14 protein-coding genes are annotated in these 13,053 nt (G+C 68.7%); 12 read left to right on the plus strand and 2 right to left on the minus strand.

Going from position 1 to position 13,053, the window contains the following annotated elements:
- The first annotated feature begins 2 nt into the window (after positions 1-2).
- The 9 genes from ACFQ9K_RS05450 to ACFQ9K_RS05490 all read left to right on the plus strand — a co-directional run bounded on the left by ACFQ9K_RS05450 (position 3) and on the right by ACFQ9K_RS05490 (position 6,937).
- The gene (locus ACFQ9K_RS05450; protein ID WP_378722423.1) at positions 3-671 is read left to right on the plus strand and encodes a YceD family protein; all 669 of its coding nucleotides are present in this window, start codon (positions 3-5) and stop codon (positions 669-671) included.
- Positions 672-673: 2 nt separating this feature from the next.
- Entirely contained in the window at positions 674-856 is a 183-nt protein-coding gene (rpmF, locus tag ACFQ9K_RS05455) for a 50S ribosomal protein L32 (protein ID WP_014987105.1), read from the plus strand.
- Between the two features lie 22 nt (positions 857-878).
- The gene (gene rnc, locus ACFQ9K_RS05460; protein WP_378722422.1) at positions 879-1,592 is read left to right on the plus strand and encodes a ribonuclease III; all 714 of its coding nucleotides are present in this window, start codon (positions 879-881) and stop codon (positions 1,590-1,592) included.
- Positions 1,593-1,595: 3 nt separating this feature from the next.
- On the plus strand, positions 1,596-2,456 hold the full coding sequence (mutM, locus tag ACFQ9K_RS05465; RefSeq protein ID WP_378722420.1) for a bifunctional DNA-formamidopyrimidine glycosylase/DNA-(apurinic or apyrimidinic site) lyase: 861 nt from the start codon (positions 1,596-1,598) through the stop codon (positions 2,454-2,456).
- A gap of 64 nt (positions 2,457-2,520) precedes the next feature.
- Positions 2,521-3,102 carry a dihydrofolate reductase family protein gene (locus tag ACFQ9K_RS05470; protein ID WP_378722418.1) on the plus strand — a complete coding sequence of 194 codons (582 nt, stop codon included), beginning with the start codon at positions 2,521-2,523 and terminating at the stop codon, positions 3,100-3,102.
- Between the two features lie 5 nt (positions 3,103-3,107).
- Positions 3,108-4,169 (plus strand): PHP domain-containing protein, encoded by a 1,062-nt coding sequence (locus ACFQ9K_RS05475; protein WP_378722417.1) that lies wholly within the window; start codon positions 3,108-3,110, stop codon positions 4,167-4,169.
- Between the two features lie 94 nt (positions 4,170-4,263).
- Positions 4,264-5,802 (plus strand): PstS family phosphate ABC transporter substrate-binding protein, encoded by a 1,539-nt coding sequence (locus ACFQ9K_RS05480; protein ID WP_378722416.1) that lies wholly within the window; start codon positions 4,264-4,266, stop codon positions 5,800-5,802.
- Positions 5,803-5,881: 79 nt separating this feature from the next.
- Entirely contained in the window at positions 5,882-6,313 is a 432-nt protein-coding gene (locus ACFQ9K_RS05485; protein ID WP_378722432.1) for a carboxymuconolactone decarboxylase family protein, read from the plus strand.
- Positions 6,314-6,370: 57 nt separating this feature from the next.
- Entirely contained in the window at positions 6,371-6,937 is a 567-nt protein-coding gene (locus tag ACFQ9K_RS05490; protein WP_378722414.1) for a QsdR family transcriptional regulator, read from the plus strand.
- Between the two features lie 15 nt (positions 6,938-6,952).
- Here the strand turns inward: ACFQ9K_RS05490 and ACFQ9K_RS05495 are convergent, their stop codons facing one another.
- Together ACFQ9K_RS05495 and ACFQ9K_RS05500 are read right to left on the minus strand one after the other, a co-directional pair.
- Positions 6,953-7,705 (minus strand): phosphohydrolase, encoded by a 753-nt coding sequence (locus tag ACFQ9K_RS05495; protein ID WP_378722412.1) that lies wholly within the window; start codon positions 7,703-7,705, stop codon positions 6,953-6,955.
- 187 nt (positions 7,706-7,892) lie between these two features.
- A complete protein-coding gene (locus ACFQ9K_RS05500) occupies positions 7,893-8,189 on the minus strand; it encodes a hypothetical protein (protein ID WP_378722411.1) in 297 nt (98 codons plus the stop codon).
- A gap of 81 nt (positions 8,190-8,270) precedes the next feature.
- Here ACFQ9K_RS05500 and ACFQ9K_RS05505 point away from each other — a divergent pair, with 81 nt between their 5' ends.
- The 3 genes from ACFQ9K_RS05505 to ACFQ9K_RS05515 all read left to right on the plus strand — a co-directional run bounded on the left by ACFQ9K_RS05505 (position 8,271) and on the right by ACFQ9K_RS05515 (position 13,021).
- Positions 8,271-9,359 (plus strand): winged helix DNA-binding domain-containing protein, encoded by a 1,089-nt coding sequence (locus ACFQ9K_RS05505; RefSeq protein ID WP_378722410.1) that lies wholly within the window; start codon positions 8,271-8,273, stop codon positions 9,357-9,359.
- Between the two features lie 423 nt (positions 9,360-9,782).
- On the plus strand, positions 9,783-10,886 hold the full coding sequence (locus ACFQ9K_RS05510) for a glycosyltransferase family 4 protein (protein ID WP_378722431.1): 1,104 nt from the start codon (positions 9,783-9,785) through the stop codon (positions 10,884-10,886).
- Entirely contained in the window at positions 10,883-13,021 is a 2,139-nt protein-coding gene (locus ACFQ9K_RS05515) for a glycogen debranching N-terminal domain-containing protein (RefSeq protein WP_378722409.1), read from the plus strand. Before ACFQ9K_RS05510 ends, ACFQ9K_RS05515 begins: the two co-directional genes overlap by 4 nt.
- Positions 13,022-13,053 lie beyond the last annotated feature (32 nt).

Raw genomic sequence — 13,053 nt, forward strand, 5'->3', positions numbered from 1 at the left:
TGATGTCCGCCGGTTCCAGTTCCGCCCCGCGTAAAGGCTCGGTCGCGCGCCGAGAGCCCGACGCGGCCTTCGTGCTGGACGTTCGCAGCCTCGGCCGCAGGGCCGGGACCATGCGTGAGTTCCAGCGCACCATCACCACGGTCGAGCGGATCGGGCTCGATCTCGTCGCGGTACCGGTGGGTGCCGAACTCGAGCTCGACCTGCAACTGCAGGCGGTATCCGAGGGCGTGCTGGTCACCGGCACGGCGAGCGCGCCCGTCGAGGGCGAGTGCTCGCGCTGCCTGGAGCCGTTCACCGACACCGTGCGCGTGCACATCACCGAGCTGTTCGCCTACCCGAACAGCACGACCGAGCAGACCACCGATGACGACGACTCCTACCGCATGGTCGACGACACGATCGACCTCGAACCGGTGATCATCGACGCGGTCGGCATCGAGCTTCCGCTGCAGCCGCTGTGCACGCCCGACTGCGCCGGACTGTGCGCCGAATGCGGCGTCCGGATGGCGATTGCGGGATCCGAGCACTCGCATGAGATACTTGACCCTCGCTGGGCTGGGCTGGCGAAATTCGCCACTGCATCGCCCGGCAACGGCAGCCCCGACCAGGGTGCGGCCACAGCAGCAGACCAGTCAGCCGAAATGGCAAGCAATATGACAGAGGAGAAGTAGTCGTGGCCGTTCCCAAGCGCCGGATGTCCCGTTCCAACACCAGGTCGCGGCGCAGCCAGTGGAAGGCCACCGCGCCGACCCTGATCACCTGCCCGAACCGCGCCTGCGGCGAGAAGACCCTGCCGCACATCGCGTGCCCCTCCTGCGGCACGTACAAGGGCCGTCAGGTCACAGCAGCTGTCTAACAGTTCGATCTGTCGTATCGACGTGACTGACGAACCCGACTCGTCCAGTGGACACGCGAGCCTGCTCGCGGCGCTCGGCGTCGAGGTGCGGCCGGAGCTGCTGCGCCTGGCGCTGACGCATCGGTCGTACGCCTACGAGAACGGCGGCCTGCCGACCAACGAGCGCCTGGAATTCCTGGGCGACTCCGTCCTCGGCCTGAGCATCACCGAGCGGCTTTACCACGAGCACCCGGACAAGTCCGAGGGCGAACTGGCGAAGCTGCGGGCGAGCGTGGTGAACATGCACGCGCTCGCCGAGGTGGCCCGTCAGCTCGGCGAGGGCGGCCTCGGCGTGCACCTGCTGCTCGGCAAGGGCGAAGAGCTCACCGGCGGCAGGGACAAGCCGAGCATCCTCGCCGACGGCATGGAGTCGCTGCTCGGTGCGGTGCACCTGGAGCACGGCATCGATGTCGCGCGCGAGGTGGTGCTGCGGCTGTTCGCCGACCTGCTCGAGCGTGGTCCCCGGATGGGGGCAGGCCTCGACTGGAAGACCAGCCTGCAGGAGCTCACCGCCGAACGCGGACTCGGCGTGCCCAGCTACGAGATCACCTCGACGGGCCCCGATCACGACAAGGAATTCACCGCGACCACGGTGGTCGGCGGCCGGGCCTACGGCCAGGGCGTCGGCCGCTCCAAGAAGGAAGCCGAGCAGAAGGCCGCAGGCACCGCTTACCAGGCGCTGACCGCGGAATCCTGAATCGTGCCAGAGCTTCCCGAGGTAGAGGTGGTGCGGCGCGGCGTCGCCGAACACGTGGTCGGTCGCGTCATCGAATCGGTCGCGATCAGCCACCCCCGCGCGGTGCGCAACCACCTGGAGGGCGCCGCCGATCTCGCCGCCCGGCTGACCGGCCTGAAGGTCGAGTCCGCCGAGCGGCGCGGCAAGTTCCTGTGGCTCACCTTCGACGAGCCGGACACCGCGCTCGTCGTGCATCTCGGCATGAGCGGGCAGATGCTGGTCCAGGCCGCCGACGCGCCCGTGGAAAAGCACGCGCACATCCGCGCGAGCCTCAATGACGGCACCCAGCTGCGCTTCGTCGACCAGCGCACGTTCGGCGGCTGGGCGCTCGCGCCCCTGGTCGAGGTGGACGGCACGCTGGTGCCGGAGCCGGTCGCGCACATCGCCCGCGACCCGCTGGATCCACGCTTCGACGCCGAATCCGTGGTGGCCAGGATGCGGGCCAAACAGGTCGATATCAAGCGTCTGCTGCTCGATCAGAGCGTCATCTCCGGCATCGGCAACATCTACGCCGACGAATCCCTGTGGCGGGCGAAGCTGCACAGCCTGCGCCTCGCCTCCGGGCTGTCCCGGCCCGCCCTGCGCGGCCTGATCGCCGACGCGGGCGCGGTCATGGCCGAGGCGCTCGCGGCCGGCGGCACCTCGTTCGACGCGCTGTACGTGAACGTCAACGGCCAGTCCGGCTACTTCGAACGCTCGCTCGCCGTCTACGGCCGCGAAGACGAGCCCTGCCGGCGCTGCGGTGCGCCGATTCGGCGGGAAAAGTTCATGAATCGTTCCTCGTATTCTTGCCCGCGGTGCCAACCGAAGCCTCGCCTCCGTTAGCGAGGGCGAGCTACCTTTCTTGTAGGCGGTTCGGGAAGTCGGTCCGGCCGTGGAGGAAGGACACATGCGCAAGCTCACGTATTACGTAGCGTCGACCATCGACGGATACATCGCCACCGAAGAGGGATCGGTCGACTTTTTCCCGGTCGGCGGCGACCACGGGCCTGCGATCACCGCGCAATATCCCGAGACCCTGCCGACCAAGGTGCGCGAATCGATGGGTATCGACAAGCGCAATCGCTACTTCGACACCGTGCTGATGGGACGCAAGACGCACGACTTCGGCGTGCGCACCGGCACCTCGAGCCCGTACGCGCACCTGAAGCAGTACGTGGTCTCCACCACGCTGCCGGAGAACCCCGATCCCGATGTCGAGCTGATCGCGTCCGATCCGCTGGCGAAGGTGCGAGAACTCAAGCGCGACAACGGCCTCGGGATCTGGCTGTGCGGCGGCGGCGAACTGGCGCAGGAACTGCTGCCGGAGATCGATCAGATCTTCCTCAAGCTGTACCCGGTGCTGCTCGGCCGGGGTAGGTCGCTGTTCGGTTCCGGGCCGCGGCTGCCCGACGCGGCCAAGTTCCGGGTGATCACCAGCCGGGTGTTCGAGGACGGGGTGGCCTTCATGAAGTACAGCAGGATTCGATAACCGCTGTGGCGGACGACGATTCGATCGCCGCGGACCCGGCCGTCCCGCCGGGTCCGGTGGAGGTGCTGCGCGAGATCGGCTTCTGGCTGGAACGCTCGCGGGCCGAAACGTATCGGGTCAAGGCTTACCGCCGCGCCGCCGATATCGTCGCCGGACTGTCCGACGAGGAGCGCGCGGCGCACCACACCGCGCGCAGCTGGCGCGAGATCGCCGGGATCGGTCCGAAGACCGCCGCGGTCATCGAACAGTCCTACTCCGGCACGGTGCCGCAGCAACTGCTCGACCTGCGCAAGGCGGCCAAGCCGATCGGCGTGCCGGGCAAGCCGCTGCGCGCTCGGCTGCGCGGCGACCTGCACACTCACTCGGACTGGTCCGACGGCGGCAGCCCGATCGCCGAGATGATGGGCGTCGCCGCCGCGCTCGGCCACGAGTACTGTGCGCTGACCGATCATTCGCCGCGCCTGACCGTCGCCAACGGGCTGTCCGCGGGCCGGTTGCGCAGACAACTCGACGTGATCGCCGAGCTCAACGAGCGCCTGGCGCCGTTTCGCATCCTCACCGGCATCGAGGTGGACATTCTCGACGACGGCACCCTCGATCAGCAGGCCGACCTGCTCGCCGAACTCGACATCGTGGTGGCGAGTGTGCACTCGCACCTGCGCGCGGACAGCGCGACGATGACCAAGCGGATGGTCTACGCGGTGGCCAATCCCAACGTCGACGTGCTCGGCCACTGCACCGGCCGGCTCGTCGAGGGCGGCCGCGGCACCCGCCCGGAGTCCACCTTCGACGCGGAGCTGGTCTTCGAGGCGTGCCGGACCTACGGCACCGCCGTCGAGATCAACAGCAGGCCGGAGCGCCGCGACCCGCCGTCGCGGCTCATCCAGCTGGCGGTCGAGATGGGCTGCCACTTCGCCGTCGACACCGACGCGCATGCCCCAGGCCAACTCGACTGGCAGGGTTACGGTTGCGAACGCGCCCTCGCCAATGGTGTTGCGGCCGAACGGGTGATCAACACCTGGCCGTTGGCCGACCTGCTGGCCTGGACGGAGTCGCCCGGCGCGTGATGGCCGCCGGGTTAACTGTTGCCGAACAGTCCGGCCGTTTCGGCGATTTTCGCCGTGCCCGGCCGAAAATGGTTGCCAGACAGAGTGTGTGGGGGTGGACGGACCGTTGGGCGACTTTCCGGTCGAGATCGTGCTGGCGCTCATCGGTATCGCGGTGCCGATCGGCGCGTTCCTGTACGAGTTCGTCTTCGTCGGGCGTAAGCGCCTCGGCTACCGCGTGCAGATGGACACGCCCGTCACCGGCGAGGTCGAGTCGGTGTTCCCCGGCGTGCTGCCGCAGCTGCGCCCCGCGCGCGACGGCGCGAGTCCGGATCTGAAGGATCTCTCGGTGGTCCTGGTCCGCATCGAGAACAGCGGCGCGACCACCATCGACACGAGCGACTACCGGGCGCCCGATCCGGCCCGTATCGGCCTGCATCTGCGGTTCCCGCAGCGCCTGGTGATCGGCATGGCGGTGACCGAGCTCAGCGATCCCGGCCTGGCCGACAGTCTGGACGGCGATTCCGGCATCGCGGTGCGCGAGGACATGGCCGGGCACATCGGCGTCATCGATCTGCCCAAGGTGCCGCTCAATCGCGGTGAGCACTACAAGATCCTGGCCATCCTGCAACGGTCCGAGGGCACGGGGGAGTACCCGGTTCCGGTGCTGACCGGCGGCATCAAGGGCGGGCGCATCCTCGAAACCCGGAGCCGCACCGGCGTTCCCCGAATGATGGTGGGGCTGACCATCTTTCTGGTGCTGGTGATCGCGGTTCAGCTCATCGTCGCCGCGGTCGAACCCGATCCGACGCCGCTGGAGTGCGCCGCGGGCAAGCTCACCGTGATCGGCTCGTCCGCGTTCGCGCCGGTTGTCCAGCAGGCCGCGGATCAGTATGGAAAGCGTTGTACCGGCGCGGAATTCGCGTTCGGCTTCGAGGGCACCGAGCGGGGGCTGGACCGGCTGGCCGAAGCAGGCAAGGACAATTCGAGCATGCTGGCCATCAGCGACGGACCGAAGGGGAGCGGGTATCCGGGGCTGGTGTCCCGACCGCTGGCGCTGTCGCTGTTCAGCGTGATCGTCGATCAGGGCGTCGGCGTGCGGAACCTCACCGACGCGCAGATCCGTGATCTGTATCAAGGCCGGATCGGCAACTGGCGCGAGCTCGGCGGGGCCGACCTCCCGGTGGTGCTGGTGAACCGGATCCCCGGCTCCGGCACCCGGAATACGTTCGAGCGCAGGCTACTCGGCGCGGGGCAACCCGATCGGCCGCACGTGAGCTGCACCGCGATCAAGGGCACGGTGATCTCCGCCGCGACGCACTGCGACGTCCAGGTGACCAGGGACATGCAGCGCGCGGTCGGCGAAATCCCCGGCGCCATCGGCTATTCCGAGTCCTCCGAGGCGGCGGAGGCCGGCCTGCCTACGGTCACGATCAATGGCGTCGCCGCGGGCCGGGACGCGGCGATCGACCGCACGTACCCGTTCTGGGGTGTCGAATACGCCTACAGCTCCGGCGAACTGCCCGGCGACTCGCTGGCCGCCGCGTTCCTGCACTTCCTGGTCGACCAGACCGGCAAGGAGGTGCTGCGCGCGCACGGCAACGCGCCGTGCGCCGAACTGCCCGATCCGGCCCGGTGCCTACCGAATTCCTGAGCGCGCGTCACACATCCGGTGGCTGTCTCGTCTAGGTGATGTAGGAGAACACCGAGGAAAGGACGACGACGTGTCACGGATGAAGCTGGCGAAGGTGGCTCCGGAGCTGTACCAGGCGTGGTTCGCCGCCGAAGGCGCCATCCGTCGCGGCCCGCTGGATCCGGTGATCCGGGAGCTGGTCAAGATTCGCGCCTCGCAGCTCAACGGCTGCGTCTACTGCATCGATCTGCATACCACCGACGCCCGGCTGGCCGGGGAAACCGAGAAGCGCATCTTCCAGCTCGACGCCTGGCGGGAGTCCGCGCTCTACACCGACGCCGAACGCGCGGCCCTCGCCTATGCCGAGGCGGTGACCAGGCTCGGCGAGCACGGGGTCGGCGACGAGGTGTGGGCAGGCGTGGAGCAGCACTTCGACGAGGGCGCGGCGGCCGGTCTGGTGGCGGTCACCGCGATGATCAACCTGTGGAACCGCATCGGGGTTCCGTTGCGGATGCAGCCCGACGTCGACTGACGCGCAAGCGGATCGGTGGCCGACCAGGCTGCCGGCCGCGTGTGAGACACTCAGGCCGTGGTGTTGCAGGAGCAGGAGTCATCGGCCCCGTCGCCCGTCGATGATCCGGTGCTGGCCGCGGCGCTGGAGATGTTCGTGCACGACGGCTGGATCGACGTCCGCAGGCTGGGCACGGCCAGCGGGGTGAGCCGCGCGACGCTGTATCGCCGCTACGGCGACCGTGATCGCATTCTGGGCGAAGTGGTGTGGTCGCAGGCCGCCGCCGATCTGGCGGACCTGCGGGCGCGACATCGAGGCCGGGGTGCGACCGGCATCGCGGAGACCATCGAGGGGCTGCTCCGCCGCAGTGTCGCGCGCACCTCGATGCGAACGTTTCTGCACGAGCACGCCGAGACCGCACTGCGCGTGCTGACCTCCCGGCACGGGGTGGTGCAGCAGCGATTCATCGCCTGCGTCACCGAGTGGATCGTCGAGGAGATCGGCGAACCGGCGGATATCGACAGTCGGACCCTCGCCTACGCCGTCGTGCGCGTCGGTGAATCGTTCTACTACCGCGAGTTCATCACCGGTGAGCCGGCCGACCCCGGTGCCGCGGCGGTCATCATCGGCCGGCTGCTCCGCTGACCCGGCCCGCGAATATCACTCCGCGAAGGGCGCGTTCAACACGCCCGGCTCGAATCCCAGTTCGCGCATCAATGCGGTGCGTCCGTCCGGAACGGCCTCGGATTCCAGGCGGACGGCCTCGATCACCCGCCGCTTGAAGTCGAGGCGCGGGTGCTGGGCCACCACCGCATCCACCCAGGCGCGGTTCATTTCTTCGATGCGAGTGCCGGCCAGGTCGGTCTCGCAGCCGGCCGAGACGACGCCGGCGAGATCCGCCAGATCCTTTTCGACACCGAAGGTTATGTGCCCGGAGATGCCGTTGCGCACGAGCACCACCTTGTCCCTCGGGGTGCCGAGGCCGGTGAGGAAACGTTCGGCGTCCTCGGCGCCGCGAACCGCGAAACATCGTCCGGGAACGGGATGTTCGAACTCGATGTCGTGCAGGATCGCGGTGGTGAAGTGCAGTTCCTCGTCGAGGGGCACGTTGTCGAGCTTCGCCAGCGCCTTGCCGAAGTAGTAGACCCGGTAGGAATGTTCCAGCACCCACGGGGTCAATCTGCGGCGCGCCTCCGCTTCGGCTTCCTTGGCCAGCGCGGTGTCCGGAATTCGCATCTGGACCTCGTCGAGGCCGGCCGAACCCTGCACGCCCAGAAATGCCAACGTATGACTGCTGAACGCGCCGGGCACCAGGGTGGCCGCGGCGATGAGGAGTTTGCCCATCTGTCGCCGGTCGAGCTTGCCTCCGGTGCCGTTCGCCCAGTTCCAATCGAATCCGTCCTGTGCGCCCATCTGCCGAACCTCGCTTCGTCGTCGGTCGGCGCGCCGGTCGGACGGCCCGTCGACTCGTGAGACACACCCTATGTGATGTCTCAAGCGAGACACTACGCCTAACGTGTCTCATCGGCAATCGGGTAGCCGGAACTGTGCCGATCGGGTGGCCGGAGGGACGCCGCGGCGGCCGACGCTCGCGGTGGGATCAGTCCGTCGGCGGCAGCATCGGCCGGGTGAAGTAGTCCTCGACCGGCAGCGGCCCGGTGTAGCGGCGACACGGGCAGCGCACCCACTCCCAGGTGGCGGGGGCGATCGACCGCCGCTCCTCGGCATGGCACTCGCCGGCCTGCGCGTCGTGGATGGCGAGGTCGTGCCCGCATCCGCAGTGCGCCACGCTGCGGCTGGTCTTGCCGCCGAGGGCGCCGCGGTGGCCGTATCGCCCGGCGGCCCAGCCGACGCCGAGGATCGCGGCGCCGACCGTCAGGGTGAGGGGATCCAACATAGGTTAATTGTACGTATACGTATGCGCATTTGATCGCCGAAGGGCCCCGATCTGTCGGTGGTATCGGCGAAGATGGCAGGTATGACGGAACTATCGCTGCGTGAGCTGAATCGAACCCTGCTGGTGCGTCAGATGTTGGCGCAGCGGGTCGCGATGTCCCCGTTGGAATTGGTGCGCCATCTGGTGGCGGTGCAGGGGCAGGAACCCAACTGGCCCTACGTCGGGTTGTGGACCCGGCTGACCGACTTCGCGCACGACGACCTGGCCGCGCTGCTGCGCGAGCGAAAACTGGTGCGTTCGGCCATGATCCGGCGCACCGTGCACCTGGCCGACGCGGACGACTTCCGCTGGCTGCGCCCGACGGTGCGCCCGGTCGTGCACGCCGCGTTGCAGGCGCCCTACTACCGCGACGAGATCGAGGGCATCGATCTGGACGAGCTCGCCGTGGCGGGCCGAGAAGCGTTGTCCGGCCGCATCCTGTCCCGCGCCGACCTCGGTCAGCTGCTCGCCGAGCGCTTTCCGGACCGGCACCCGCGCAGGCTCGCCGAGTCGGCGGAGCTGTTGGTCCCCATGGTGCACAGCCCGGTCACCGGGGCGTGGGGCAAGTGGCGCAACCGCTCGGTGACCGTCGCCCTCGCCGATGAATGGATCGGCCGGCCGATGGCGACCGAGCCGCAGGCGCAGACCCTGATCTTGCGCTACCTGGCCGCGTTCGGCCCGGCCACGGTCGCCGACATGCAGGCCTGGGCCGGGGTCACCCGGCTCGCCGAGGTGGTCGACGAGATGCGTACTCGGCTGCGCGTTTTCACCGACGATCAGCATCGGGTGCTGTTCGACCTGCCGGACGCCCCGCTGGCCGATCCGAATCTGGCGGTGCCGGTGCGATTTCTGCCCGCCTTCGACAACGCGCTGCTCGGCCACAAGGATCGACGCCGGATCATCAGCGACGAGGATTACCAGCGGATCGCGCGGGAGGCGTCCGGGGGCGTGCCGATGTACCTGGTCGACGGCTTCGTGCACGGCCGGTGGTCTTTGGACGACAGCACTATTCGGGTTACCCCGTGGCATCCGTTGTCGGCGGCCGAGGCGGAGGAGTTGCGCATCGAGGCCGAGCGCATGCTGACCTTCGTCGTCCCCGGTCAGGACGGGAAGGTCGTCATCGAGGGGTGAGCGAATATCCAGGCCGGTAGACGCATTCGGTAAGAATTGGTAAAAGCCACTCCCACCTGGCGATTACGGCTATCGATCGGCAACATATCCAACTGCATGGTTTGAGTGCGCGCCGGTGAGGTACATCACTGGCGGCCCCCCCTGATCGCGCGCCCGATGATCAGGCCAACCAAGCCCTACGGACCGGCGGTGCGGCAACGCTTCACCTCCGCCGAGGCGGCCACAGCTCGGTGCCCCGCGTGCACTCGAAGCGCAGGGCGGGCGAATTGCTCACGGCTGTACCCAAGCAAACGGTTGTGTCCCTGCACGGTTGTGCCCTTTGGAAGGAGGGTCATGAGCGAGTTTCCCATGGCGGTTTCGCGTCAGGTCTCGACCTCGGACTTGCTGTCGATCGATCACAGCGGGTCCCGATTCCGCATCGCGATGGTTGTTCCGCCGTACTTCGACGTGCCACCCAAGGCGTACGGAGGTGTCGAGGCCGTCGTCGCCGATCTGGTCGACTCGCTGGTGGCGAGAGGACACGACGTGACCCTGCTCGGTGCGGGCGAGCCCGGCACCAAGGCCGCCAGGTTCATTCCGCTGTGGGACGCTATCTGCCCGGAGCGGCTCGGCGAGCCGTTCCCCGAGGTGCTGCACGCGCTGCGGGCCCGCCGGGCGATCGAGAAGCTGGCCGCCGCGGGCAGCATCGACCTCGTGCACGAGCACACCTTCGCGGGCCCGCTGAACGCGCCGGCGTATAGGGCCCTTGGCTTGCCGACCGTGGTCACCGTGCACGGCCCCGTCGAGGGCGAATGCCATGAGTACTACCGGGAAATGGGCGACGACATCTCGCTCGTGGCGATCAGCGACCGGCAGCGCGAGCTGGCTCCGGATTTGAATTGGGCTGGGCGAGTGCATAATGCTCTGCATCCTGAGGAGTGGCCGTTCCGTGCGGAGAAGGACGACTACGCGCTGTTCCTCGGCCGCTTCAACGAGTGCAAGGCGCCGCATCTGGCGCTGGAGGCCGCGCACGCCGCGGGCATGCCGCTCGTGCTGGCGGGTAAGTGCAGCGAGCCGCCCGAGATCAAATACTTCGAGGAGCAGGTACGCCCCTTGTTGACCGACCAGGATCACGTGTTCGGCCTCGCCGACGCCGCGGACAAGCGAAAGCTGCTGGCGGGAGCGAAATGCCTGTTGTTCCCGATCCGTTGGGAGGAACCCTTCGGCATGGTGATGATCGAGTCCATGGTGTGCGGCACCCCGGTGGTCGCGTTGCGCGGCGGCGCGGTGTCCGAGGTGATCGTCGACGGCGTGACCGGGCGCGTGTGCGACGACCCGGCTGAGCTCACCGCCGCCATCGCCGAGGTGCAGACCATGGACCCGGCCGCCTGCCGCGCGCACGTCGAGGCGAATTTCGGCGCCGACACGCTGGGCCGGGGCTACGAGCAGGTCTACCGCAAGCTGATGCGGGCCCGCAGGCGCACCGGCTACCGCTGGTACAAGGACCAGGCCGTCCCGGTGCCCGCCGCGGCGGGCGGTCTCGCGTGACGGCGGATCCCACCGCCCCGCTCAGCCCCGCCCCGCTGAATTCCGGTGAGCCGACGGGGTTCGGTGGGGCGGGCTCGGTGACGCTGGTGGAGGGCGGCACCTTCTGTCTGTCGAACCGGCTCGGCGATGTCGAGCCCGGCCGTCCGCACGGCCTGTTCTTCCGGGACGCGCGGGTCATCTCCCGGTGGGAGCTGCTGGTGGACGGCCATCTGCCCGAACCGCTTTCGGTGCTCAGCCCGGAGGCGTTCGCGGCCCGGTTCGTGCTGCGAAGACCGCCGACGGCCGGGCTGGCCGACAGCACGCTGCTGGTGGTGCGTGAGCGGGTGATCGCCGACGGCATGCACGAGGTGCTCACGCTGGAGAACATGGGCCGCGAGCCGACGGCGGTCACCCTCGAATTACACGTCGACGCGGACTTCGTCGACCTGTTCGCGGTCAAGGAGGGACGGGTCGGCAACGGCCGGTGCGAGGTGACGGTGGCCGAGGGCGAGCTGCTGTTCCAGGATCGGGCCGATCGGATGCGCGGGCTCTCGGTGTCGGCGACCGTCGAACCCTCGGTCTTGCCGGGCACGTTGATGTGGCGGGTGGTCGTGCCCGTCGGCGGGAGCTGGCAGACCGAGATCGCCGCGCAGCCCACGCTCGGTAATCAGCGCTTCCAGGCCCCGCTGGCGCCGGGCGAGCACTACGGGGTGAGCGCGCCCGGACGAAAGATCGCCGCCTGGCGCCATACCGCCACCGACATCGCGGCCTCGCTGCCGGAACTGAGTCAGGTGCTGCGGCGCACCGAAAGCGACCTGGGCGCCTTGCAGATTCACGACGACACCGGCCAGAACCGGCCGTTCGTCGCGGCCGGCGCGCCCTGGTTCATGACGCTGTTCGGCCGCGACAGCCTGCTCACCGCGTGGATGGCGTTGCCGCTCGAGGTCGACCTGGCGCTCGGCACGTTGCAGCAGCTGGCGGAACTCCAAGGGCAGACGGTGAATCCGCTGACCGAGGAGGAGCCGGGGCGGATCATGCACGAGATGCGCCGCGGGCCCGCGGGTGGACTGGTGCTCGGCGGCAACATTTACTACGGAACCGTAGACGCCACACCACTTTTCGTGATGCTGCTCGCGGAATGCCTGCGCTGGGGCGCGGATTCGGAGGCGATCAGGGAGTTGTTACCCGCGGCCGACGCGGCGCTCGACTGGATCAGCGACTATGGCGATCGCGATGGGGACGGGTTCGTCGAATACCGCCGCGCCACCGATCGTGGCCTGGTCAACCAGGGGTGGAAGGACAGTTGGGACGGCGTCAACGACCTGGAGGGGCACATCGCCGAGGCGCCGATCGCGCTGTGCGAGGTGCAGGGGTACGTGCATGCCGCGCTGCTGGCTCGCGCCGCACTCGCGGACGCCTTCGACGACCCGTCCCGGGCGGCCGAGCTGCGCGATCAGGCGGCCGAACTGCGCGGCAAGTTCGCCGAGCAGTTCTGGCTGCCCGAGCGCGGGTGGTACGCCATCGCGCTCGATCAGGGCAAGCGCCGGGTCGACGCGCTGACCAGCAATGTGGCGCACTGCCTGTGGTCCGGCATCGCCGGCGACGGGCACGCCGCCGAACTGGTGCAACGACTTTCGGGACCGGAGATGGACAGCGGCTTCGGCTTGCGCACCCTGTCCTCGGACATGGGCGCCTACAACCCGATGAGCTATCACTGTGGCTCGGTGTGGCCGCACGACACCGCCATCGCGGTGGCCGGCCTGCTGCGCTACCGGCACGTGCCGGGCGCGGTCGACCTCGCGACCCGCCTCGCCACCGGATTGCTCGACGCCGCAGCGGCTTTCGACGGCAGACTACCCGAGCTGTACTGCGGCTTCCCGCGGTCGAGATTCCCGGTCCCGGTGCCCTATCCGACCTCCTGCTCGCCGCAGGCGTGGGCGAGCGCGGCTCCGCTGCTGCTGGTGCGCGCGTTCCTCGGTCTCGACCCCGACGTGCCCAACCGCACCATCACCGTGCGCCCGCTGGTGCCGCCGGAGTGGGGCCGAATCACCCTGTCCTCCTTGCGACTCGGGCCGATCACCGTCGACCTGGAGGTGGAGGGCGCTCAGGTCACCGCCGCCCGCCTACCCGACGATTGGCAACTGGTCACCAGATGAGTACCTGATCTCGGTATGAACGGCCCGGCATC

It is taken from the genome of Nocardia sp. NPDC056564 (assembly GCF_042793755.1).
Classification (GTDB): domain Bacteria; phylum Actinomycetota; class Actinomycetes; order Mycobacteriales; family Mycobacteriaceae; genus Nocardia.